The following is a 25,163-nucleotide window of genomic DNA, read 5'->3' as shown; positions in this document are numbered from 1 at the left end:
GCTCCTCTTCGCCTCATTCGATCGAAATATCACGACGGCCCTGAACCAGCGGAGTGCGCCGACCCAAGGCCGTCCAACCGCCTTCTTCAATAAGCGGCGATAAAGAAATAGGAACCCGGACCCGTGCGGTAAACCGCATAACCGTCTTCGTACGCGAGCCATTCGGCTGCCGGTCCACTCATGCGCACCTCCGCGTGCGATGCTGCAGGAATGAATATGCGGCCCTCGCTGTTCGCGGGTATTTCTACTTTTACTGAAACCGTCCGCCCGGGACCGAGCTCCCATCTCACGCTCGCCAAGCCGGGACGCAGCTGCTGCCATGCTTCCGCCCATGCTACATCGCCTATGACGGCCGGCTTCACCTTCACGATGAAGCGCCCGGTCCCCGGCTGGTAACGGTAATCCAGACCGGCCAAGCTGCTGTACAACCACTCTTCGATATGGCCGAGCATGAAATGGTTTTGCGATTTTCCGATGGTCGGTCCGTCCCAGGCTTCTGTCAGCGTCGTTGCGCCGTGTGCAATCTGATAGCCGTAGCCGGGCGTATCCGTGTTCCTCGTCATCCGGTAAATGACATCCGAACGGCCGCCGCGGGCGAGTGCCAGAAGCACATACCGATGACCGACATCGCCCGAGGTCGTCAGCCATCCCCGCTCCCCTATGTTACGGACTAGGCGGTTCAAGAGCGCGCCGCGCTGCTCCTCCGGCGCAAGGCCGATTACGAGCGGCATCGCTGTCGCGGTATCGCTTCCTTCGGCGTATTGCGCCGAGGAAGGATCATAGAACGCCTCGTTAAACGCCTCTTTGACGGATTCGGCAAGCTTCGCATACGCGGACGCGTCCTCCTCGTTGCCAAGCACGGCCGCAATTTGCCGCATCGCGCCGACCAGCCCGAAGTAGATGGCGGTTTCCACCAGCTCGATGGGCGTATTTTGAGCAAAGCCCGGCCCCTTAGGTCCGATATCGTACCAATCGCCGAGTCCGCCACGGAGAATGAATCCTTCCGCCGTTTCAGTTAAATAATCGATGTAGCGGCGCATCCCATCGTAATGTCTTTCCAGCGAGCCTTTGCTGCCGTAACGTTGAAGCATTTCCCATGCAACCAGAATGTAAGAGCCTCCCCAGGCAGCCGCATCTCGGAACATATGCCAAGGCTCCTTGAATACTACGTATTCCGGCGCTGTTGTCGGCACCATCCCGTTCGGAAGCTGGGCATCGGCCATATCGCGCATGATTTTGTCCAAAAGCGCTTCAATATCGTAATTAAACATGATGGAGGGGCCCATCAGATGAAGCTGCTCCAGCCAGCCCAACTTCTCGCGGTGAGGGCAGTCCGTGAAAATGCTCTTCATGTTGCTGAGAATCGCCCAATCGATTATTTCGTGAATCTGGTTCAGCATCGGGTCCGAGCATAGGAAGCCGCCGCACACGGGCGTGTCCGGACAGATCATTTGGCCCTCGAGACCGTGCAGCACCGGAAGCCCAGCTTCCCCTCCGCTTTCATAACCGTAAGGTACCGCGCCTGCCACCTGCACGTACCGGAAGCCGTAGTACGAAAACCGGGGATGCCACTCTTCCATGTTTCCGCCTTTCAAGACGTAGTTCAGCTCGTACGGCGAGCCCGAATATTTCTGATTGGACATGCCCTCATCCGTTAGAAGCTCGGCTGGCGTCAGCTTGACCCGCGCTCCTTTCGTTCCACTTATGCGGATAGACGGCCAGCCCGAAAAATTTTGGCCCAGGTCGTATACGTAGACGCCTTTCCGCGGCTCCGAGACGCCGGACACCGGAAACCGCTTCGTTACCGTGAGCGGAGGAGACGATTGCACCGACAGCTTGCCTTGCGGCGGCTGCAGCTCGCAGACCCTCCTCCATCTTTCGTTCTCCTCGAAGCCGGGCTCATCCCAACCCTCCTGCTCCAGTCCGGCATCATAATCCTCTCCGCCGTATATGCAGGAGAAGGTGAGGGGACTTTCGCTCATCGACCACGAACGATCGGTGACGATCGTATCCGTCGTGCCGTCGTCGTAATCGATAACCAGCTCGGCCAGGCATTTCGGCTCTCCGTAGCTGTCTTTGAATTTCGTATAGCGGCCGCCTGCAACATGATAAAATCCGTTGCCGAGAAGAACGCCAACCGTGTTCTCCCCCTGCCGGACTTGATGAGTCAAGTCATAGACCGAATAAAGCACGGTTTTGTCGTAGTCCGTCCATCCCGGTTCAAGCTCCCGCTGTCCAACCTTCGCCCCGTTCAAACGCATTTCATAGTGGCCTAATCCGGAAATGTATGCACGCGCACGCGTTACCGTCCCCTTTACATTGAAAGACCTTCGGAGCTGAACGAGCGGCTGATCGCCGATCGCCCCGGCAGAGGCGCCGATCCAGCGTCCCGACCAACAGTCTCCGGCCAGCATACCCGTTTCCCACCACGCCGTACCGCTGGTCGAAGGCTTCCCCTGTTCGTCCCACACCGTCACATTCCAGTAATACCGCTGCCTCGGCAGTATCGCGACGCCTTCGTAAGGGACGGAAGTATGCGCGCCGGTTCTCACGATTCCACTATCCCACGCATCCGGCAATCCCGTCTTCAGCCGTTCTTCGCTGGTTGCAACGGCAATCCGGAATGCGCTCTGGCTGCTTCCGGGACCTTCCGGCCTGCCGAACGACCAGCAAAACTGCGGCCTGTCAACGTCCAGGCCGAGCGGAAATTGTATTCCTTCTGTGCGCAAAGTCGCGATTTTGATCGCTGCCACCTCGTTCCTCCTTATTGGCCGCTTGGAAGCGGCAGCCTGATTACTCAATCGTCGGAAATGACGACAAGCATTGGACCGGACCCGTTCAGAGCTTCTGTGATGTTGCGACGGCTATCGTCCGGTATTCGGGGAAAAAATTGCAGGTCCTATCGCCTACTTGAGGCTTTCTGCATGCCGTATAAAAGTGATATAAAACGCCATTATGCGCGATGACGGAAGGCTTATGGGCATATACTTCGTCAAGGTCTCCCTCTTCGCCGACAGCGATGATCGGCTCGGAATGCTTCGTCCAATTCAGAAGATCGCCCGAATAGGCTATTCCCTCCTGCGCTTTCTTGTAATCGTAGCCAAAGAAGAACATGGCCCAGCGTCCTCCGTCCCGAAGAACGCATGGATCGCTGACGAACCCGCTGTCCCACGCATTCGGCGTCACTCGGATAACGGGATTATCTTTATGCCTCGTCCAATGGATCAAATCCTTCGAAGTGGCAAGCCCGGTCTGCTCAATCCAGCGTCCGTGGTTTTGGTTTTTGGCGTTATAAAATAAATAAAATGTCCCTTCATGCTCCAGCAGACACTCCTTGTAGAGCCCCCCTCTTTCCCACGCCTCGCCTCCCTCCGGCGTCAGGATCGGATCAGGCAGGCGATGCCATTCAAGCAAATTCTCGTCCTCCGTCCAAGCCAGACCGATTTTGGCGGAGCCTTCCTCGTATCCTTCTCCCGGATAGGAATGATAGGCTAGCCAATACTTGCCGTTCCATTTTTTCAGCGTCCCCGGCCCATACATCTCGTTATCCCGCAAAATCCAAGTTCCCGCAACGTTCCTTGAATCCCAGCTCGAACCATCGTTCCGGCGCAAAATCGTCGATTGGGGTTCCCATTTCAGCAGATCGTCGCTAACTGCAAGAGCCGTCTGATAGCCGGTTCCGTCGTAGCCGACGTACATCATATAGAAACGTCCATGGTGGCGGAACACGAAAGGGCAATCGACCGCATGATAGTCGAAAGCGCCTTCCTCGCCGGAGCCGACCAGCACCGGCCTGCTCCATTTATAAGGCGTCAGCCAATTATTGATATTCAATTTCCATCATCTCCCGGTTGTGTGATCGATGCGCGCACGGGACCATACAAACCTCCTGTCGGAAAAGAAGCCTGCCATTCCGRCCGATGGGTCTTGTCCCAATAAGTGACGGCCGGATTCGCGCCGACGAGACTGGTCGGACGACCGTGCTCGTAATGCGTGCCAAGCGTATTTGTAACACGTATACGCAGCAAGTGCGAGCCTGCTGACAGCGTCCCTATCGCATAACGGTAAGGGCGCCACACGCGGACGCCGACCGGAGAGCCGTCCACCCAGACTTCCGCGGTCCCTCTGACATGGCCCAGATCCAGCGTAACCGCGCTTTCCTCCTTGAATTCCAGCTTCGTCTCGTATTCCACAGCTCCGCTGTGATGAGGCAGATGAAGCGCCGTCCGCCAGTCGCCGAGCTCCCCGCGGTGAGGGACCGTCTCGAACCGCACAGGCGCGCTCAAAACGGCGGCTTCCGTCATAGCGCCGTCCGGTTCAATCCGTACGACGGCCATCGTTCCCGCATCCTGCGCAGTGAATACGGATCCGCCTCCTGCAAATCGCACTTCTTCTCCTCCGATCCATAAGCGCACACGGCCCTTTGTCTCCAGGCGCAGCCGATGCGCGCCGGCAGGCAGAGGGAACCTGAGCCAGACCGGCCGGCCGATCGCGTCAACATCCGAAACGAAAGGGATAGGTGGCTTCTCCGGTACTGAGCCGGGCATAAGCCAGCCGACGCCGGGAAGAGGATGAGGTCGGTCATTTATCCATAATGACTCCGTCTCGGCGAACTGCAGCACCCCAGCATGAAGGACATGCGAAGCATGTCCTTGTTCATCCAGCCAGCCTGGGCCGGTGCAGAACGGGATCACTCCGCCGCCCAGCAGCTCGATTCTTCCGTCCGCGAACACTTCGCCTTTGCCTTCTGGCAGCAGGAACTTGATTTCGTTCATGCCTTCGCGCCAATAGGCCGTAATATCGACTTCTTCCTGTCCCTGACGAATATACGGATTGAAGTCTCCGTGTTCTGTAATGGATACGCCGTTCACCTGCAGCACGGCCCTCCCTCGCGCGGCGAATACGACGCGGACGCGGTTCACCGGGCGATCCGCAGGAGCCGCCAGCTTCATTCGCAAGCAAGATTCGGGATTTGGCTGTCCGACGAAAAGCCATTTCGGCAGCGGATCCCCAGCGTTTTCGTTTATTTCGATTCCGGCACGCAGCATCCCGTTCGATCTGGCTTCCGCGCGCAACATGACCGTATTCGGGCCTTCCTTCAGCCAGGTCCATGCCGTTTTCTCCTCAGGGCCTCCGCTCCATTCGACGTCATTCCCGTTGATCCAGCCTATTAGCTCGGCATTGCTTTCCACCCTTATCCAGTAGCGCCCTTCTTTTGCGGTAACGGCGTTCGTGACGGCCCATACGAACTCACCCTTGGAAGCTTGGCCAAGATGCAAATATCTTCGCGGCACGCGGCCCATCCGCCCAGCCCAGGAACGGAATGCCAAATCGCCGAACACCGTGCTGTATACGAGAGGCTGCGCCTTTTTCGGATCGAAGGACTCCCCCTTATGGACATGCCAGTAAGCTGATTCGCTCCACAGCCGATCTTCCCAGCCCGCTTCGGAAAACTCCGGCATATGCCAGCCTTCCGTCACCCCGTCTTCGCCATGCTGCTCCGTACGGATTAGCATCATGCGCCGCTCGGGAGGCATAAGACCACGCTGGTCGTTGTGCAGGTCGAAGTCGCCGTACCGGTTGTCCAGCGTCGCCTCGATCCGGACGCGCCAATTGTCCAGCGTCCGGGTCTCTCCTCTGTCGGTCGACCATGCGTCCGGATTTGCAGGGAAGCGTGCTCTCCCCAAGGTCGTGACTGTCACGGAAGGGACGACCTCGTTTCGGTCGCCTACGACCGGGGCGGACGCAGAAAACTCGTCCGCCGCTCGATTGCTAGGATTCATAGCGGACGCTTCGGGACAGACGATTAACGCGGCCGGCCAATGGTCGAAGCTCGCCTCAAGGGAAATCCAATCTCCTTCGCGTTTATAAGCGACGGGCTCGTTCCGGCCGCTTACCGGATCCCATAGCTCCGGAACACCTGCTGTTCGAAGCCGATAAGCAGCTGCCGTAAGAGGCCGAGCGGACTCATCCGCCGGCTCGTGCATCCGAAGCAGCGTGCCATTCTCTGGCAGCAGGAGGAAGATGTCCGCCTCGTCCGTTCGCCGATGAAGCGACAAGCCGGGGCCTTCCACCCGTTTCTCCAGCTTTTGGTCGATGAGCTCAGCTGCTTCCTCCGCCGAGCTGACAAACACGGCGCCCGGAAGCGAGCTGCGCTCTTCCTCCGGCACATCCACCCCGACGACCAGCCCGCCCTGCTTCGCCATGGCCTGCGCTTTCGAAAGAGCAGGCGCGTTCATTACAGTGGTCCCGCAAAGTACCAGCACCTTGAAATGTTCTCCAGAAATTTCCAGTCTTCCGTCCCGGACGTCGCTTCTTTCGAGAATGGAGTCGTCCACGATATCGAAGTCAAGCTTACGTTTGCGAAGCGAGTCGGAATACGCTTCGGTATCCTTCCTGTGAATGGATCCAGCTATGCTCAAGTACGCCTTCCGCAGCTGCGTAATTCGCTCATTAGGGTCGCGGTTAGAAGCTGCCATCGGATGCTCGAAAGGCTTTACATCGTCAAGCGACAGATAGCCTACCGCAGCGTAAGAAGGATAATGAACGGCAATGTCAGCCACGTGATTCCCTTCACTCAGCAAGCGGCATACCCGGCTGACCGTGTCCGCGAATACGCCGTAGTGCTCAAAGTATGGCTGACGCCAGCCCGTATCCGGCGGCGCCCATTCCCACCAGCCGCCGCGGGTGGAATAATAAACGGCGTGAGGACTGAACAGCGTCACCCCCGACTGCAGCCACGGGACCAGCCAGTGCATCGTTTCTTCGATCGTTCCGCCCCAGCCGCTGGAATGAAAAGCTTCCAACCATACGCGGGATCCGCCGTTCAGATGGACGATTGAGGAATGGGCTTTCGAATCCCCGTCCATATCCGCTCCGGGCGAGTTGTACCAGCGGTGAGTCCGGAAATAATCGAGATATAACCGCTGCGCGCCATGAACGTCAACCCTGCGCGCCGGTCCGGCTTGGTCGCATCCGATCAGCATGCCGTATTTCCGGTGCCAGTCTCCTAGAGGAATGAAAAACGCTCGTTCGGCAAGCTCCGCCGCGATCGCATAGACGCGGCGCCGGACGTCGGCAGCTCCGGGAATATTGTCGAACATCGCCGGAAGAGCATCAATCAAATTCTCGCCGTGACGTTCGCCATAAATGACCGGAACATCCGGCGACCATAGCGGCAGCGGAGGAAGCTCGTCTTGGAAGCTGCCTGCGATCGTACGCCCTAAGTCGCCTTGAAAGCGCCTTTCGAGCTCGCCGTGTATCCGGTCTAGCATAGCAGCCGACGCCCGCGGATCAAGCCAGTTAAAGCCTTGACGCACTGCGGCATAACGGTATTCGCCCGTCTCCAGCAAGAGTTGCGAGCCAGAAGGCAATTCCTCCGGCAGCTGGTACCTGCGCAGCTGGTATCCGGCATATTCCGGCTTCTCCGCCACGAGTCGCGCAAGCTCGTTAGCACCGGAGAACCCGATTTGATCGTAGAACCACAACCTCATCCCCAGCCGCTCGGCTTCCCGCAGCGCGACCTCGAACAATGTCCACCATTCCTCGCTCATGTAGACGGGACGATCCCCGCAGGAACCGTATTGCGGGCCAGTCGGCGCCAGATGGATAATGCCGATGTTGCGAAGGCCTCCCTCCCGAAACTTCTGAAGCTGCCACCTTACTCTCTCTTCCGTTACTTCTTCGCCGCTCCACCACCAGAACGGCACCGGTCCGTAATGCGGATCCGGCTCCGTAAAACGATCTCGCATATGTGCCAAGCCCGAAACCATGTGTTATCCTCTCCTCTCCTATTGCTCATCTTTTCCCGGTTCAACCGATATATTAAATTCGGTTCTGCAGTTTCGCAGCCTTCTCCGGAAGCTCGTTTGACAACCACTTTACACGGTTTCAGGCTTCCGTATATAGGCTAGTTCAACCGTCTTTATAGGGGGTTTTTGAAAGAGTCCATGGATAACGGCACATTCGATCCATTTTGCGAAACTAGTTTGGCAAACATAATGACACGCGAGATTGAGCCCTGCAAAACGATTGCTGTATTTGTAAAAAGCGTGGGGCTGTCTCAAAAGCGGTCGGATCACTTACGACATAGCTCGCTAGGGTCAAAAATGGTTTTAACATGAAAATCGAGTAAGCCTATGCGCGTGCGCATAGGCTTCTCCCAGATCCGGACATGCGGTCATCGCATACGGCTCCTCCATGATTATTCTTATATACTTGAGACATATAGATGAATGACTTTACTCGGACTTAACCATTCTCTCATGCAAAAAATCGACGATATGCATAGCCTCCATCTTTTCATCGGGCTTATGCTTCTCAATTCCAAGCTTCATTTGGAGTAAACAACCAGGATTGCTTGTCAGCATATATCGAGCCTGTGTATGCTTAGCAAGCACCATCTTATGCTCCAATAGTTGCCCCGCCATTACTGGCTGAGTAACATTATATATACCTGCAGAACCGCAGCAGCGATCCGCTTCTTTCATTTCAATGAATTCCACGTTTGTTACCTGCTTCATCAATTGCCTTGGGGACGCTGAACTTTTCATTACATTGCGAAGATGACAGGAATCTTGATAAGTAATTCGAATTTTCTCTTCTTTGTTATTCACAAGATTCTCCGTAAAAGTTGGAATACGTCCCTTTTCCATCACAAGATAGCTGATATCGACCACGCGCGATGCAAACCAGCTTGAGTCGTCACGCCAGTTCTCATCTTTATGAAGTAAATGGTCATATTCCTTCAGCAGCGCTCCGCAGCCACCAGCATTCGAAACGATATAGTCAACGCCTGTCTCCTTGAAGACTGCAATATTTTTCTTAGCCAGCTCTCTCGCGGAATCCATCTCTCCGCTATGTGCATGCAGCGCTCCGCAGCAGACCTGAGTTTTAGGTATAATCACATCGAATCCTGCTTCTGACAATAGCTCCACTGAATTCACATTCGTTCCCGCGAACATTACATCCATGATACAACCCCTGAAAAGAGCTACTCTTGCTATCGCTTCTCCTTTGGCTAGAAAGAAGTTTCCCAATTGCTCGACTACTCCATGAGCGGTTGCCTCTGGCAAAATCTCTTCCATCTCTCGCAAGTAATCAGGGAATAACCGCATAATACCAGTTCCTTTAGCCACACGCCGCAATCCCGATTTCTGATAAAAATGCAAGGAACGCCCCAGCCATTTCAATCTATTTCGATGCGGAAAAACTCGGTTAAATAATAATTTACGAATACCTTTAACGGGAAGACTATGATCATTATGGTCCTCAATGGCATCACGAGCTTGTTCAATGAGCTGTCCATATTTCACATCCGCAGGACAGACCGGTTCACATGCCCTGCAGCCAAGGCAGTGATTCATTTGTTCCTTGAATCTGTCATCCGGCTCCATCAGCCCATCAACAACCGCTTTCATAAGCGCAATACGACCACGCGGTGATTCTGATTCTACGCCTGTTTCCCGGAAAGTTGGACAAGCTGGAAGACAGAACCCGCAACGCATGCAGTTCGTTAATTGATCATAATCCATCTTTATCAGAAGTGTATGTGACAGTGGATTACTGTGTTCGATATTAGGCTTGGTCATATCATCAGCGTTAGCCATGCTGCAGAACCACCCTTTTTTTCGTTTCTTTTGCAAATATTTTTCCAGGGTTCAGAATATGGTGAGGATCAAATACCTCTTTGATACCGCGCATAACTTCCATGCCTGCTGCACCCACCTTCCATTCGAGATAAGGTGCCTTTACCATTCCCACACCATGTTCTCCGGTTATCGTGCCTCCTAACTCGATAGCAGCCTCAAAAATTTCAGCAAAGGCTAATTCTACTCGATGTATCTCTTCCGTATCCCTTGCATCTGTCATGGCCGTAGGATGAAGATTACCGTCACCTGCATGGCCGAAAGTGGCAATTGTAACCTGGTATTTCTGCGCAATTTCATTGATCCTAAGCACCATGTCGGCAATTTTGGATCGAGGTACTGTTGCATCTTCGAGTATTGTCGTGGGTCTTAGCCGAGCCAAAGCGGTAAATGCGCTCCTCCGAGCCATTAACAGCTTCTCCGCTTCCTCACGGTTCGCTGCCACTTCAACTCGGTCAGCCTGCTCAAGCATACAAATCTCTCTAATCCGCTCAATGTCGCGCTCAACGGTCTCAGGATCTCCGTCCTGTTCAATCAATAAAATGGCTTCCATGTCATGCGGCAGCCCTAGCTTAGCGAAATCATCGACGACTCGAATTGTCGAATTATCCATAAACTCTAGCGTCGCTGGAATAATTCGATCTTCAATAATTTTGGACACCGTACGTGCTGCACCATAGAGATCACGGTACATCGCGAGCATCGTCTTTTTGGCTTTTGGAGGTGGAATGAGTTTAAGCGTTGCTTCTGTTATAACCGCAAGCGTTCCCTCCGATCCGACTAACAATTTGGTTAAGTCGTAGCCAGCTACATCCTTCATTAGCTTTCCCCCGGTACGGATGATGCTTCCGTTCGGCAATACTGCTTTAAGACCAATGACATATTCTTTTGTTGTTCCATATTTTAATCCTCGAAGACCGCCGGAACATTCCGCGATATTGCCCCCAATTGTAGAAATACGCATACTGCTAGGATCAGGTGGATAAAACAAACCCAATGATTCGACATGAGCGGTAAATTCGGCCGTTATTAATCCAGTTTGAACAGTCGCAGTGAGATTTTCTAAATCGACATCAATAATCTGGTTCATCCAATGCATGACCATCACAATTCCGCCCTGTACCGGGACTGTACCACCACATAAGTTCGAACCTGACCCGCGGGTCACAAGCGGTATTTTTTCTTCAGATAATATAGTCATAATCTCAGCAATCTGCTGTGTAGAAACGGGGTAAATAACTCCGTCAGGCAACGCCTGCAGCATCGGTGTACCATCATAGGAATGTGCGACCAATGCTTCCATATCGTCTCTATAATAGGTTGCTCCGACGATCGAACGCAGACGTCTTACAATGTTAACGTTTAACATTCATTCCCTCCGCCCAATTATTAGTCAGGTCATCTGATGACGCGAACGGCCAAGCGATTGTTCCCTGGCTTCAAGAAATCCGTGACATCAAACTCCACCCGAGGGCGTCAGCATTTGCAGGTTCTCCCAATCCGGTAATGCTTTGACCATGCTGTTCATGCTAACCCTCCTCGCCTAACGCGCTCAAAATAATCGGCTCCGCCAACTTGCCCGCCTTTAAGCGAAAGCTGAAGCCCGTCCATTCGGGAGTCTTCTGCATAACAACGGCATAGCGGACCTCCCGGGACAATCGTGCTTATACACGACATTGCATAGATCCCCAGCTCACGTGTCACATAGCCGGAAGTGTCACCGCCCGCAATCAAAATTCTGCGCAGGCCGGACGCCTGCAAAATATCCCGGGTCAACTTACCAAGCTGCATTCCAATAATACGACCGGAATCCGCTGGTTCCAGAACATGAACATTCAATACCTTCCGAAGCGCTTCGATTGCTGGATCTTCCGGACCAATAGCGGAATAAAGAATAACATTCCTGCCTTCTTCCAGGAGCGGTAGTACCCGCTTCAGAAGCGCCTGTCTAGACTCTTCCGCTCGCTTTGGCTCCAGCCAATCCTGCACTGGCACCTGAATGGCGGCATAGCCTTGCCCCAAAGCCCACTCGATTTGCGATTGCGTAACAGGCGAACAGCTCCCCGATACGACCAACAATTGATCAACTTCGCCTGGTGCTTGTAATTGAATAGTATCCCGGTCAACGAGCCCCTCACTTGCCCAATGTGCGGTCAACGCGTACTCGACGCCTGAGGAGCCGATTACAAATAAGCTCATCTGCTGATCTAACGCTTCCTGCCAAATCAACCTGCCTGTCGTCTCCAAGCGCGAGACATCAAGCACATCGAACAGGACAGCAGCTGTCTCCTTATTCTCTAGCCGCTGCTCGAGCCTAGCCGCTACTTTCTCGGCCTCACCATCCAATGCCGGCAGCTCCATTAAAGCAACAGACAATTCGGTTTGCTGCCGAAGAAGGAGTCGAAGATCCGATTCATGTATCGGCGTAATGGGATGACGGGACATTGTGGGATGGCGATCAAGCCGATACGTTTCGCCATCCGCTCCGGCAGCGGCAAAATGATGGCCGAACACTGTATATCGCTTAAGGATCGGCACACCGGCCACAATCGGCACATACCTGCGCTGAGAATAGATCTCCCGGCCCATCTCCAGCACCTTGCCAATGCTGCCTGCGCGGGGCGAAGAATCGAAGGTCGAGCATATTTTATAATGCACGACTGCCGTCCCATACGATTTCAGCAGTTCAAGCGTGGGTCGCAGCTCTCGCTCCATCTCGTCCGGCGTCATCGTTCGGCTGACTCCGGCAACGCCAAAGCACTCCACGTTCGGAAACCGTTGTGCTAGAAGCTGCGCTGATGGCGGCTCAAGAAACAGCACCGTCTCCACGCCATTCATGGCCAGAGCCTCCATCACATCTGTGGAGCCGGTAAAATCGTCGCCATAGTAGCAAAGCAGTCGTTCATTTTTTTGCTTCATTACGTCTAAGTTGTTCATTGCGCATGATCCTTACGTAGAAATTTGTCGAAGGCGCGGCGCAGCTCGACTCGATCTTTCGCATAATCTTCAGCAGGAATACCGCGTATCGCAGCCTCCCAGCCTTGCTTCATGCTCTCGACGCCAGCGACAGGGCCGTCCGGGTGAGCGAGAATACCGCCTCCAGCGAGATGCATTACATCAACCGTGCGCGTCCGTTCATACGTGACCGCTGCTGTCCCCGCCCATTGTCCCGACGACAGGACCGGCATCGTCGCATAACCGCCTAATAACGGCTGCATACATGCTTGCACAGACCTCACGACAGAATCGTCGGTTTCATAGAACTTGCTACCTAATCCGTTGACATGCAGATGGTCAGCACCCGCGAGCCTGCACAGCTTCTGATATGCCCGGAAGTCCATACCAAGCTGCCCATGTCGCGTCAGCATCCCCCACTGATTCCGATGACCGTGAATCGGAACCTCGCTAAAGGTGTTCAAATAAGCGAGACCCGCGATTCCAACGCTGTTCATACTGACCATGACACAACTGCCTCCTGCCTTGACCACGAGATCATGGTTGCGTTTCAGCGCATCGATGTCCCCCGTAATATTGTAGGCATACATCACCTTACGGCCCGTCACATCGGCTGCCCGCTCAATCGCCCGCGCGACCGTCACCACTTTATCCTGAAGCGGAAAATAAGGCGGATCCGCATTTAATTCATCGTCCTTAATAAAATCAAGTCCCGATATCGCCAGCTTATACACAAGTGACTCTAAATCCGCCGGACCTAGACCTACACTCGGCTTGATGATCGTACCGATAATCGGTCGATCGTAAACCCCGGTTAACCGTCGTGTCCCTTCGATGCCGAAACGCGGCCCCGGGTAACAGGCCGCGAAGTCATCCGGCAGCTCCAAATCTAGAAGCCGCAACCCCGATAAATCGCGCAGCTCATACAAGTTACCGGCTACACAAGCCATCAGGTTCGGAATCGACGGTCCGAAATTATGAAGCGGAAAAGAAACAACGACTTCTCCGCGTGAATAGGTACCGTTATGGCCATTCGGTAAAACCGCCCCGGGCAGCGAAGGCTGCCCGACCTGTTCCAAAGGTGTGATGCACTCGATTCGGGCACCATGACGATCCTTAAGCGACGCCGTTTCGCCAGGCACTGCTGTGAATGTTCCGGTTGATTGCTCCCCTGCGATGGACGCAGCTGCCTGCTCAAGCGTGAGCGGGGTTTCGACCAAATAAGTGGCTATTATACGTTTTGTTTCCAATTTATACACCTCGCAATCTGTTATCGATTTATTCAAGCGCCTCCAATAACCGTTTAACCGCCATTACGCCCAAATACGGGCTGGTGTATACCGGCTTGCCGGTTTTCTCATTAAGAGCTGTTTCCATCCTTGCCATCGAGCCTTGCGCTAGCACAATAGCGTCCACCGAAGAAGCGATACTCGCCGCCGTTTCCGTGATTAAGCGGTCGTGCTCCTCCGGCTTGCCGCTGACCAGCGCGTCATATGCTCCCTTCGCCAGACCATCCACCAGTTCAATGGATTTTTCAGTTGCTTCTGCTTGGGAACGCAGCAAGGCCATTGTTGGATTCAGCGTCGTCGGCAAGGTCGCAATGACGCCAATGCGGGAATAGCGCCTTACCGCTTCCTGAGCCATCTGCTCATCGATCTTCACGATTGGCACGGATACAAATGGCCTTGCTCGATCTACCACCTCACCAACCGACGAGCAGGTATTCAAAATTACGTCGGCCCCAAGCTCCGCCGCGTTCTGATAATAGTTCAACAGCCGCCCGGACACCTGTGAAGTGACCTCTCCAGCCTGTACGACGTCATAAATCAGGCTGTCATCGATGATATTAACGAGTCGGCAGTCCGGCAAGAGCTCGTTGAATACCTTTTTCAACGGATCTGCAAGGCCTTGGCCCGTATAGATCGCTACAATTGTCCTTTTCATTGCAATCTTTCCTCCCAAATGACGAAAGTTCTGCCTGTTTTTTTGAACGCGACTCGTATCGGCACTCCAGAGGTCTCATTCTGCACTTCCAAAAAAAAGAGGAATCTGCGGAACGAATTCCGTTCTGCAGATTCCCATGTTCTCAAGCAGTACGGAGAAGCCGCTGCACGGTCACTTCATTCGAGACCTGAATATCTACCTCCAGAAATTCATGCCGCTTTCCACTCTACCAGACAAGTTCACGATCCAGTCTCCGATAATCGCCCATCCGCATCGGTGCATGATCATATACTTCACGCCCGCTGTACAGCGGCTTTTGTCGTCCCTTTGGGCTGATGTCTACAACATCATCACCGCGCCACTGTGTATCGAATACTTGACCAACTGCATTCTCCTGTGTTGTTCGAAAGCTCAGCGGGAACGTAATCGTAATTGTTTCTCCTTCATATGCGGGACCGAGTAACAGGAAACACTTGTTAATCCAGCTGCTTGGATCTTTTCCATTGCCTTCCGTCAATGTATTGCCTCGTTTGCGGGCAACGTTGATTTTTGTGAATCCCGCCCACTCAGGAATTCGGACGGTAAGCCGCGGCAGATCCTGATGGATGTGAAGCACGACTTTGCCTTCGTGCGGCAAGTAGCTGTCAACGTCAAGCCACTTTGAACCCCGGTTCAGCAGGAAGTTCACGTTGATCATGCCCTCTTGCTCCGTAATACTATTACTCCAACCCATGAACAAACCGCGCATTCCAGACCCTAAACAGCAGATTTGCAAATCGTTCGTATGGCCGCGTCCTTCATTTACGTCACAGCAGAAGTCGTTAGGAGCAGAGTATCCGGCGAAGGCTCCCCGCGTTCGATCCGCAACCTTGTAATAGGAGCGATCTGCGTGAATGTCCCTCAACTTGTCCGCAGATTGCTCTACCCAATTCAAGTCCAGCAGTTGAGATTCCGCCAGATGGTTCCGGATAAACCGTTCAACGGTTCCCCAATATTCCACGTAACCATTTTTGGCGAGCGTACTCCCGGTCGCGATCAGATCCACTAAAGAGCAGGTTTCGTGCTCATAAGCTTGCTCGTGAAGGTCGCCTGGTGTCCAGCCGAATGCGGTGCACTTCGTTAGCGCCCAATCATAGCTCTTCTTAACCCAGCTAATCATCGCTGCGTTGCGCGTGAACTCACCGAAACGGGCAATCGCGTCCAAAGTACCCAAACGGGTGTGGAAGTGTCCGCTGCGGTAGGCTGGAGAATCATTAAAGCTCCCATCTTCAAGGAATACACGACTTCTTTCCGTAATGAGCGCAGTGAAATATTGGCAGAGCTCAAACGCATCCTGGTTCCCCGTTAATTCGTGGTACTTCAGCAGTGGCATAATGAGTCTCCCGCAGAAAGAAGCAGGGTCCGGAGCAAGCCGGAGTTGGATGGCATTCTTGGACGGCCATCCCGTTTCCTTATATTCAGAAGCCGGATAATACCAGATGTCGCGTTCCTTGATCGCGATCCGTTTAAGTGCCGCAACATGACGATCCGCAGCTTCCTTAGCCTTCTGATCTCCCGATTCCATGTACCAGGTTGTCAGTGACAGGATCACAGCACGCTGATCGATCAGATTCGCATTCGTCTCCCATTTGTGTACCGGATTCAACTGGCGGTAGCTCATTCCGTCTTCCTTAAAGAAGGAGAGCAAGTTGGAGCGATATCGCTCCTCTACCTCCTGTCCGAACGTTTCACCTGACATATGCCTTGCAAGGATCATCCCGTCGATCATCCGGCCGTGGGAGGAACCGTAATCCCAATCTCCATGCGTCATGTAAGCGGGCTTAGCCATTAAATTTGCCGCAAAGAACGGCACATAATCGTAATCCCTATCCGCAATGCCCACCATCGCATTCAGAGCATGGGCAGCCCGTTCTTCCAGCATCAACGTATCCGGTATTGGACGCTTAGCCATTTCATTTCCTCCTCCTCATACTTTTCTGCGTTATAGCAGTTTTTTTCAAGCCTCGAAACGCACCGTCCAAGAACTGTCTAGCGGGACACCCGGAGCATGAAGATCCGGAGATCCTTCCGTCAAGCGTTGCCTTGTATCGGTCAATTCCTCGGAGAGGACAGCCTCCTCCTCTGAAAACAAAAGCCGAAACCCGTTCTGCCCGAGATGCAGCTTATGCGGATGAAAGCGATGCCAAGCCTAGTTAAACATATGAACTATTGGAACTTATCGCAACGTTATCATTGTTTGCTCCAAGGAAGATGATGATATACGCGGTTAGGAGCTAACTCTATCGCTTGGCGGATAGCTTCCTTCATGCTTTGCTCGTCAGCGATTCCTTTGCCGGCGATATCAAACGCGGTGCCGTGGTCTACGCTGGTCCGAATAATAGGCAGACCGACGGTAATGTTAACGCCAGCCTCAAGTCCAAGCACTTTAATAGGGCCATGTCCCTGATCGTGGTACATCGCTACGACGATATCAAAATCACCGCGCGTCGCACGGAAGAACAGGGTATCGGCTGGAAGGGGCCCAACCGCATGAATGCCATCTTCTTGAGCCAGTTTGACGCCGGGAATTATTTTTTCTTCTTCTTCTCCATAACCAAACAGCCCATTTTCTCCGGCATGTGGATTAATGCCGCAGACAGCGATTTTCGGAGCGGTAAGGCCTGCCTTTTGCAACGTTTCATGCGCCATGCGAATGACCTTATAAACGCGTTCCGGATTAATCATCTTAATGGCATCGATAATGCCAACGTGTGTTGTGACGTGAATGACCTTCAGCTTTGGAGCGGACAGCATCATCGAAAAATCCTTTGTACCGGTCAAGTCGGCCAAAATTTCGGTGTGACCCGGATAAATATGTCCTCCTTTGTGAAGTGCTTCTTTGTTCAATGGCGCTGTGCAGATCGCATCTATCTCACCGGCATTTGCAAGCTCGATCGCTTTCTTCAAAAAGCTGAACGAGGCATGTCCAGCCTCGGCAGACACTTGTCCGATCGGGAGGTCGGCCGGAACCAAATCCAAATCCAGACAGTCAACCGTGCCGAATTGAAATTGAGCCTCCGTGACGGTTTGAATGTTACGGATTTTCAGTCCTGTTTGGACAAAACCTTCAGCTCTTTCCATGATTTTCGAATCGCCGATGACAAAAGGTCTGCTAGATTCATATACAAGGGGATCAAGCAGGGATTTCAATATAATTTCAGGGCCGACGCCTGCAGCATCCCCCATTGTAATTCCTATTATTGGTCTATTCATTTGATTGTCCTCCCTTCAAAGCCACTTTAGCATGCACCAAACTATTTTCATTGCCGAAAGCACCGGCTTTCGTGACTACCCACAACGGCGTGCTCCCAACGAGTTGTCCCAATGAAATTCCCGGTTCAACCTCACTGATGAGCTGAATGCCGGATACGCTCAGATGCTTACATACCGCCTTAGCCGTGTCCCCGCCGGTTAGAATAACGCCTTGCAGTTCAATCTCTCGAATAATTCCGGAAGCAATTCCACCCAATATAGCTGCGATCCGGTTGGAAACCTCCGTAGAATCAAATCCTCTTACGGCGCCAACCGCTTTGGATAATTCGACATGCTCGGGAGAGGAGCTTGCATAAAGAGACACATCTGAACCTGCAGCTATAGCCGTCAGGAGCTCCATCTTGCATCGCTCGATTTCCTTGGAGCAGCCCTCATCAGAGGTAAGGGCCATAACCGTATTAAACTCCACGGCTGTCACCTGCGGACTTAGATTAAACGCGGCAACCTGACTTCGGGTTACCTTAGAAATGCTGCCCGCAACTAAAAGTACGGGCTTATTGGTGACGGATATAACCGAATTTAAGGCTTTACTGCTGCTGCTCAATAAAGCCAGCGCCTCTGGAAGGTAATCTGCGAGACCTGCCGATCCCGCCCATAGAATCCGATATTCGCTTACCGCCATGATTTCGGCGATTTGTTGCATATCCTCTCCCGAAACAGAATCAAACACAAGTATTTCAATTTGTTTCTGAAGTAAAGCTTTTACTTGGGACAAAACGGCTTCCTTGCCTGCACGAAGGGTTTCTAACGGGATTAGTCCCGCTTTCCGTTTCGATTGGGAAGCGAGCAGCTTTACTAAGTTTGATTCCGTAACAGGACACTTGGGATCTCTTGCTACTTCAGTCTGAGCGATCGGTACATTGTTCATATAATGGATGCCGTTTCTTGTTGTTCTGCCTAGTTTCGGGAATGCAGGCGCTACAACTGTAAAATCCACTGGGATGGTATCCGCGACGGCGTCTATTTCTGTGCCTAAGTTACCTCGCAGCGTAGAATCCATTTTTTTATATACATGCTTAAAGCCTAGTTGATTGACTTGAACCGCAGCTACCTTTGCCTTCTGATAGGCCACTTTCCCGGAAACTGACCGGCTATCCGTATCGAGAACAATGACTTCTATTTCCTGCGTGCTGGTAGAAAAATGATCAATATTAAAAATGACCTGGGTCTCAAAGCCTTTTCTTGCGAACTGCACGCCCGAGTCTGACGCTCCGGTTAAATCATCTGCAATAATTGCGATTTGCCTCATAAATGTGGTATCTCCTTGCAAATCATTCTTGTGTTTCATAGGGTGTTTAAAGGTCCCGGAGGCCAGCTCCCCGGAATCTGGCAATTCCGTTTCCGCCGATTAAACGGTCTGTAAACAGCAAGGTTACACCCGTAATTATAACGATAGAGAGGCTGGGTAATACGTCTAAGAAGCTTGCTTTCCAAAACGTATGGAGATTAGGGCCATCGCCAAGTGCAAAGGAGAAGAATGGAAACATAAAAAACGAATTTAAATAATCGCTTTATTTTGCAACACTTTAAAAAATATTCACTTTATACGATTATTATAAGGGGCTGAATGTTGCATAACAATATCATAATTGTTTAATATTGCAACATATTTTTAAGCTTTCGCCAAAGAGTGGAGCGATTGATGCCTAAACGGTTAGCCGTTTTGGATTGATTCATGCCTTCGTGTTGCAGGATTTCCCATAAGACTCTCTTTTCGATTTCCTCCCAGGTGCCCGACAAGTTTAAAAGCACATTATGACTGGCAGTTTCCGTTTGTATGGACTCCCTTACTTTTAGCCATCCTTCAGCAGCTTCATTGGCGCCAATATAATTTCCATTCGTAACCGACAAAATGCACTCTAAGACCAGCTTCAATTGCTGTATATTGCCCGGCCATAGCTTCTGCTTGAGATCGTCTTCTAACACAGGCTGCCGTATACCGACAATTTGCTTGCCATGACGGGAATTGTAATTGGCGATTAAGACGCGGGCTATTTCTCCGATATCCTCCAGACGCTCTCGAAGCGGCGGTAATTGTAAGCTCGTATTGGCGAATAGATGTACAAAATCGGCGGCCAGTTCTTCTTTTTTTAACAAGGCTTTTACTGGCAGCAGGGAAGTGACGATAAGGCGCGGATGGGCTCCTCCTTGCATGGCGGCCAGCAGCTTTTGCTGCAAATACTGACTGGTATGCTGGATTTGCTGGAGGCAAACCGTACCAACCGATTCCATGTAGAGCAGCCCCGGCGTCGTTTCATTGCCAAATAAAATAGACTCTTGTTCGGATTCCGTTAACTTATTGCATGGTATGACGTATAATGCATCGCCACTCTGCGCGCTGGCGGAATGGATCGCTTGAGAAAATAACGATTTCCCGCTACCGGCTTCCCCGACAATCCAGATAGGCTTTTCCGTTTGGGCCAGCGAATTGGCGCGTTTGACAGTTTGCTGAATTGTTATGCTCGAACCGATTACCTGAGCAAAAGTGGCTATTCGGCCGGTTACTTCAAAGGTGCTTGAAATAGGGTTTTTACCGTGGTTCTCCAGCGGATACATATAGACTAAATAGGTTTGTTCTTTTGCCATGGCAGGCATGACAAATTCAACCTTCATTTGGCGTTTATAAAACCATTTTGTTTTTTGCTGATTTTCAGAGACTGTATCGTTTTTCGCAACTTCTTCCAAATAATGACCCCAAATCGGATCGATGCCTCTAAGATTCATGCCGCGCATGACCGAACTATCGTAACCTAATAATAACGATGCAGCATGATTTGCATAACGAATAACGCCGTGGTTATCTAACGCAAGTACGCCCGTACGGTGATTCTCTAGCATATGCTCAAAAAAACGTTCGTTTTCTCGGGCCTTCAATAGAGCGTCATAGATGCGTTTCACTTCCGAAAGTGCCTCGAGCACGGATTCTCGGCCTGAAGTAATAAGGATGCCGTTATACCCCATCTCCTCGGCCGTTCGAACCGTAATCGCGTCTCCAAGAATGATTTTTGCGCCATGATTGAAAGCCGTTTGCAGCGCGGTGTGAACTTCGGTTTCATGCTCAATTGAATAGATCGGAATTTCAAAATCGAGCAAGCTCGAAACGGCCGCTGCCCCGCGGCATATATTAGGGAAGCCGATGATAGCCACCTTAGTGCTGGAGTCTTTGACTAAGGTAAGCACATGCARAATATCGTATCCTGAGACGGGAATGTCCACAACCGGAGTTGAAATATGTTCTCTAATCATGGAAGAGGTTCCCCCGCGGCTGATGATTATGTCATATGTACGTGCATTATCTCCGGTGACGATTGGAATCGCATTTTGGAGATCGGCTACTTCAATGTCCATCTCGATCCTCGGCTCTTCTTGTGATAAACTTTCCAGCAAACCCTTCAAACCAAGATATGGTGCAATCGCCAACACTTTGATTTTCATTTTGTAACCTCGCTTTATGATCAATTATGGACTGTTGCAAAATTAAACAACTCTTATTAATTATACACATCATGAAAGGAGAGTACCGTTTATACAAAAGATTTTATCTCAATGTGAAAACTGCTGCGTATAAGACTTTCTCATAACCTGCGTCGAAATCTGATCAGCTTCTATCAAGCCATAACTGTCTGTATTTCTTCCCTGATCGTGCTTGCAAGCACCTGCTGTAAGAGAAACCATAAGAAATTCTCTAACATAAAAAAGCCACGACCTATGACGTGGCTTTACTTTATGCTTTGCTTCATAAAACGGACATTATGAAGATTATTAATTACCTCTTCGTCTTATAAAACTCGTGATAAAGCTTCATCAACGCCTTTTTCTCAATCCGTGACACATAGCTCCGTGTGATCCCAAGCTCCTTCGCAATCTCCCGCTGCGTCCGCTCATCCCCGCAGTGCTCCAGCTCAAAACGGCCAATCACGACTTCCTTCTCGCGGTCATCGAGTGTCTCCAAATTCTTATAAATCTAGCTCTTCTCTTTCTTCAACTGCACCTTATCCACGATTTCGTCAGCCTTGGTGCCGAGGATATCGATCAGCGTAATATCGTTTCCTTCGTTGTCCGTGCCAATCGGATCATGTAAAGAAACGTCCTTCCGTGTCTACTTCAAAGACCGCAGTTTCGATACAACGAGCCGCGAGTGTCGCGAGCTTCGTGTCTTTCCCGGTTTGGAAGCTCTCAATTGCTTTGATCAATCCAATCGTATCGATCGAGATTAGATCCTTGAGATCCGCCCCTTTATTGTCGAATTTTTGACGTTGTGGACACAACTCGATGTAAAAACAAAACAAGGCCTAATCTCTGCCCACGAATGCGTTGAATAAAAAAGTTCTATTCCATAAATGGCATATGGAACTTTTTTATCTAATTTGCTATAACAATTTCCCCCTCATTGATTGGTTCTTCAAATCCATTAAGAAAGGTGGTTAAAATTTCTTCAGTTATAGTAAAAGCTGCATTTGCATCAAATCGTTGGCTTCGTATCTTGAGGCGCTTTCGCAATTCATCAGGGTGTACTTTCAGATAAATAAGTCTCCATTTACCTCCAGAGTTTTCAATAAGCTGTTTAAATTCATCTCTTTCTGACCGTTGCCAAAAACTAGAGTCAACCACAACCTGTTTTTTTTCATGTATCAACTTTACTAATTTATTACGTAATCCTATATGCGCTTCATCCAAATACTCCCTGTATTTTTCAGCTGGATAATCAATTCCATAGCGACCATTCGTAGACCATACTTCTTCATCAATAGAAAGACGTGCGAAACCATCCTTTTCTAAATTTTGAGAGAAGGTTGTTTTTCCCGAACCAGCTATTCCACACATTAATACGACTAAAGAAGAATTACTATCTCCTTCTCGATCAATCAAATAATCAATGCTCGACTTTTCAAACATATTTTCCCCCTCCAAGATGATCTATCTAAAAACCTCCGCTAAAAAAGTTACTAGAATTTCATCACATCTGATAAATAGATTACTCAACTACCCTGCAAGTTAGTTCAACAAGGCTGCTGATTTATACCGGCAGCCTCGTTCTGGTAAAAGTTAAGGTATAGTTCCCCATTAGTTCAGTACCATTATACAAAAAAATCCAAAGTTAATACTGCCCTTGTTCTTTAATTATCTCTATTTCTTTAGCGCTAGCCTGTGCAGGAAAAGATTCGTCAACTCCGCCGTCGACCCAATAACGTACTTTTTGTAACAACCTTACCCCATAAAATAAAAGTGCCGCGATTTACGCGGCAATTAATGAGCTAAAGTCCTTGTCACTTGACAGTTAGAGTGGCACGGAAGGTTTAAGACAAACATAGAGAAAGTAGGACGATGTCATATACTATAGGCGCCCTAATGGGCGCCTCGATTTATTCTTATGATGCTTCCGTATATCGTTTGAAACTATCCATAATCGCTTGCCAACCCGCCTGTTGGAATTCAACGGGGTGAGTGCTCTCGGCGTCGAAGATTTCAACGACCTTAGTGGCCTCACCTTGATCGACGAACGCAATATCCACTTTCCGTCCGTCTCCCAATGTGTAGGCAATCGTCTCATGCAGCTTCACTTCGTCGTAAATTCCGCTAAAATCAAAACCCATGCTGCCATCCTTCGCTTCCATCCTTGTCAGGAATCCGCCGCCGACCCGCAAGTCGTTCTCCGCTCTTGGCGCATGCCATTCCTCGGAAGGTTGATTCCACTTCGTAATGTGTTCCGGCTCGGTCCAATAGCTCCATACTTTTGCTACAGGGGCTTGAACGACGGTCTCTACGGTTACTTTCGTTGGATTGCTTGTTTCCATTGTGAAGGACACCTCTTTACGGGAATTTTGTTTCTCACTAATATAGACGAATGCCAATCTCCGAATTCATCGGTCTATTTGTTCCGGAAGCCCTAATCGGGAAAATAATTTTGCATTTATGAAATTTTGAACATGGAATATCCGATTATCTTTCACTTCAATCACGTGAATGCCCCAAGGCACCAGTCTGGATGCCTCCTTACCCGGCACATACTGCGCCAGAGCGGGATAACCGCCATTCACTGTAGTTGGCAAAAATTTGGACCCCTCGCAATGCCAGCGCGTAAGCGCAAAAAACGCGGACAAATCTTCTTGCCCGCTTATCCACATGGCGAAAGGCGGCATGGACATACAACCTTCCTCATGGAACAACGACACAAGCGCATGGATATCGAATTGCTCAAACGCTTCCACATACCGCGAGAGAAGATTTTGGTCGGGATTGACATCCATCTTGCTAAATTCGTCGGAGCGAAGCCGCGTTCGGTCCATCGTCTCCCTGGCTCGTTGCAGGGCGCTGTTCGCCGCTGCCGGCGACATTCCCAACGTTTCCGCAATTTGTTTCGAAGACCATTCAAAGACATCCTTCAGAATAAGAACCGCGCGTTGACGAGGCGGCAAGGTTTGCAAGAGTGCGATAAAGCAGAGCTGAAGGGTATCCTTGCGAACGAGAGCATCTTCCGGATTTTCTCCAAATTCGGGTGAGGGCCAAATCCAGGATGAGTCTGGCAGCATTGCGTTCGGTTCGACAATCTTGACCGCTGGGTCGGACAGGTCAACGGGAAGCGTACGGCGCTTCGCTTGCCTCAGCTTGTCCAGGCATAAGTTCGACGCTATGCGGTAGATCCATGTTTTAATGGATGAGTCCTGTCTGAATCGATCCCAGCTCTGCCATGCCCGAATATAGGTTTCCTGTACAGCATCGTCCGCATCATCAATGGATCCCAACATTCGATAACAATACGAGGTTAACCCCGGCTTGTAGCTCTCAAATAACTTCATATCAAAAGCAGCTTCGTTCATCTTCGCCTCCTTAGGTCGATCTACGTCCTTCTTTCATCATATTCGAATCATCCGGCAGCCACAAGGCGAAAAGGCTGCTTTTGCTTCCCCTTTGTAGGCTTTTAAGCTGCTATGACCATTATACTTCTTTATCCATTCGGAGAGCTGTGTTGTGCTGGAGATCTTGTATTTATCGATGATCTGGTACTTAGACAATTTCCCCTCAATGTAATCTTTCACTGCTTGAAGCTTGAGTTCAGCACTATAACTTCGGTTATGTGTACGGCGCTCCAGCCCTTCATAACCGTACAGCTCTTGTATTTATCGATGATCTGGTACTTAGACAATTTCCCCTCAATGTAATCTTTCACTGCTTGAAGCTTGAGTTCAGCACTATAACTTCGGTTATGTGTACGGCGCTCCAGCCCTTCATAACCGTACAGCTTATAGCGACGTTGCCATTTCATCAATGTAGTATTGTTAATCTTATATTTCTTAGCAGCAGCTA

The 25,163-nt window shown here is 50.9% G+C and carries 16 protein-coding genes and 3 pseudogenes; all 19 read right to left on the bottom strand.

Features of this window, described 5'->3' with window-relative positions:
- Window positions 1-86: 86 nt before the first annotated feature.
- Complete coding sequence (locus AC1DLI_RS26820) at window positions 87-2,753, bottom strand: alpha-L-rhamnosidase (RefSeq protein WP_477607595.1); 2,667 nt, start codon at window positions 2,751-2,753, stop codon at window positions 87-89.
- Window positions 2,754-2,838: 85 nt separating this feature from the next.
- A complete protein-coding gene (locus tag AC1DLI_RS26815) occupies window positions 2,839-3,834 on the bottom strand; it encodes a glycoside hydrolase family protein (RefSeq protein WP_477607593.1) in 996 nt (331 codons plus the stop codon).
- Window positions 3,831-7,772, bottom strand: a complete 3,942-nt coding sequence (locus tag AC1DLI_RS26810; RefSeq protein ID WP_477607591.1) for a glycosyl hydrolase family 2 protein — start codon at window positions 7,770-7,772, stop codon at window positions 3,831-3,833. Before AC1DLI_RS26810 ends, AC1DLI_RS26815 begins: the two co-directional genes overlap by 4 nt.
- A gap of 468 nt (window positions 7,773-8,240) precedes the next feature.
- Window positions 8,241-9,608 carry a (Fe-S)-binding protein gene (locus AC1DLI_RS26805; RefSeq protein ID WP_477607589.1) on the bottom strand — a complete coding sequence of 456 codons (1,368 nt, stop codon included), beginning with the start codon at window positions 9,606-9,608 and terminating at the stop codon, window positions 8,241-8,243.
- The gene (locus AC1DLI_RS26800) at window positions 9,601-11,016 is read right to left on the bottom strand and encodes an FAD-linked oxidase C-terminal domain-containing protein (RefSeq protein WP_477607587.1); all 1,416 of its coding nucleotides are present in this window, start codon (window positions 11,014-11,016) and stop codon (window positions 9,601-9,603) included. Before AC1DLI_RS26800 ends, AC1DLI_RS26805 begins: the two co-directional genes overlap by 8 nt.
- 155 nt (window positions 11,017-11,171) lie before the next feature.
- Entirely contained in the window at window positions 11,172-12,584 is a 1,413-nt protein-coding gene (locus AC1DLI_RS26795) for a four-carbon acid sugar kinase family protein (RefSeq protein ID WP_477607585.1), read from the bottom strand.
- Window positions 12,581-13,852: a ribulose-bisphosphate carboxylase large subunit family protein gene (locus AC1DLI_RS26790; protein ID WP_477607583.1), complete on the bottom strand. Its 1,272-nt coding sequence runs from the start codon at window positions 13,850-13,852 to the stop codon at window positions 12,581-12,583. Before AC1DLI_RS26790 ends, AC1DLI_RS26795 begins: the two co-directional genes overlap by 4 nt.
- Window positions 13,853-13,880: 28 nt before the next feature.
- A complete protein-coding gene (locus AC1DLI_RS26785) occupies window positions 13,881-14,546 on the bottom strand; it encodes an aspartate/glutamate racemase family protein (protein WP_477607581.1) in 666 nt (221 codons plus the stop codon).
- Window positions 14,547-14,772: 226 nt separating this feature from the next.
- Entirely contained in the window at window positions 14,773-16,497 is a 1,725-nt protein-coding gene (locus tag AC1DLI_RS26780; RefSeq protein WP_477607579.1) for a hypothetical protein, read from the bottom strand.
- A 278-nt stretch (window positions 16,498-16,775) separates the two neighbouring features.
- Window positions 16,776-17,798, bottom strand: coding sequence for a 4-hydroxythreonine-4-phosphate dehydrogenase PdxA (pdxA, locus tag AC1DLI_RS26775; RefSeq protein ID WP_477607577.1), 1,023 nt, complete (start codon window positions 17,796-17,798; stop codon window positions 16,776-16,778).
- The gene (locus AC1DLI_RS26770) at window positions 17,791-19,107 is read right to left on the bottom strand and encodes a four-carbon acid sugar kinase family protein (RefSeq protein WP_477607575.1); all 1,317 of its coding nucleotides are present in this window, start codon (window positions 19,105-19,107) and stop codon (window positions 17,791-17,793) included. Before AC1DLI_RS26770 ends, pdxA begins: the two co-directional genes overlap by 8 nt.
- A 46-nt stretch (window positions 19,108-19,153) precedes the next feature.
- Window positions 19,154-19,345 (bottom strand): 2-keto-3-deoxygluconate permease, encoded by a 192-nt coding sequence (locus AC1DLI_RS26765; RefSeq protein ID WP_477607573.1) that lies wholly within the window; start codon window positions 19,343-19,345, stop codon window positions 19,154-19,156.
- Window positions 19,346-19,451: 106 nt separating this feature from the next.
- Window positions 19,452-21,293 (bottom strand): PrpR N-terminal domain-containing protein, encoded by a 1,842-nt coding sequence (locus AC1DLI_RS26760; RefSeq protein ID WP_477607571.1) that lies wholly within the window; start codon window positions 21,291-21,293, stop codon window positions 19,452-19,454.
- Window positions 21,294-21,624: 331 nt separating this feature from the next.
- A pseudogene (locus tag AC1DLI_RS26755) lies at window positions 21,625-22,111 on the bottom strand (sigma-70 family RNA polymerase sigma factor); the annotation flags it as partial.
- 109 nt (window positions 22,112-22,220) lie between these two features.
- On the bottom strand, window positions 22,221-22,754 hold the full coding sequence (locus AC1DLI_RS26750; protein ID WP_477607569.1) for a P-loop nucleotide/nucleoside kinase family protein: 534 nt from the start codon (window positions 22,752-22,754) through the stop codon (window positions 22,221-22,223).
- A 202-nt stretch (window positions 22,755-22,956) separates the two neighbouring features.
- A complete protein-coding gene (locus AC1DLI_RS26745) occupies window positions 22,957-23,064 on the bottom strand; it encodes a DUF3221 domain-containing protein (RefSeq protein ID WP_477607567.1) in 108 nt (35 codons plus the stop codon).
- Window positions 23,065-23,227: 163 nt separating this feature from the next.
- Entirely contained in the window at window positions 23,228-23,653 is a 426-nt protein-coding gene (locus AC1DLI_RS26740) for an SRPBCC family protein (RefSeq protein WP_477607565.1), read from the bottom strand.
- 66 nt (window positions 23,654-23,719) lie between these two features.
- Window positions 23,720-24,679: pseudogene (locus tag AC1DLI_RS26735) on the bottom strand (sigma-70 family RNA polymerase sigma factor); the annotation flags it as partial.
- Between the two features lie 212 nt (window positions 24,680-24,891).
- Window positions 24,892-25,163: pseudogene (locus AC1DLI_RS26730) on the bottom strand (hypothetical protein); the annotation flags it as partial.

The sequence above is a fragment of the Paenibacillus sp. 01T443 genome (assembly GCF_056398325.1).
This window is presented reverse-complemented; position numbering and strand designations above follow the sequence as displayed.

Excerpts from the sequence above, each read along its gene's own strand:
- AC1DLI_RS26765 (WP_477607573.1), bottom strand. The coding sequence starts at position 19,345 with ATGTTTCCATTCTTCTCCTTTGCACTTGGCGATGGCCCTAATCTCCAT.
- AC1DLI_RS26770 (WP_477607575.1), bottom strand. The coding sequence starts at position 19,107 with ATGAGGCAAATCGCAATTATTGCAGATGATTTAACCGGAGCGTCAGAC.
- AC1DLI_RS26740 (WP_477607565.1), bottom strand. The coding sequence starts at position 23,653 with ATGGAAACAAGCAATCCAACGAAAGTAACCGTAGAGACCGTCGTTCAA.
- AC1DLI_RS26805 (WP_477607589.1), bottom strand. The coding sequence starts at position 9,608 with ATGGCTAACGCTGATGATATGACCAAGCCTAATATCGAACACAGTAAT.
- AC1DLI_RS26750 (WP_477607569.1), bottom strand. The coding sequence starts at position 22,754 with ATGTTTGAAAAGTCGAGCATTGATTATTTGATTGATCGAGAAGGAGAT.
- pdxA (WP_477607577.1), bottom strand. The coding sequence starts at position 17,798 with ATGAATAGACCAATAATAGGAATTACAATGGGGGATGCTGCAGGCGTC.
- AC1DLI_RS26780 (WP_477607579.1), bottom strand. The coding sequence starts at position 16,497 with ATGGCTAAGCGTCCAATACCGGATACGTTGATGCTGGAAGAACGGGCT.
- AC1DLI_RS26800 (WP_477607587.1), bottom strand. The coding sequence starts at position 11,016 with ATGTTAAACGTTAACATTGTAAGACGTCTGCGTTCGATCGTCGGAGCA.
- AC1DLI_RS26785 (WP_477607581.1), bottom strand. The coding sequence starts at position 14,546 with ATGAAAAGGACAATTGTAGCGATCTATACGGGCCAAGGCCTTGCAGAT.
- AC1DLI_RS26795 (WP_477607585.1), bottom strand. The coding sequence starts at position 12,584 with ATGAACAACTTAGACGTAATGAAGCAAAAAAATGAACGACTGCTTTGC.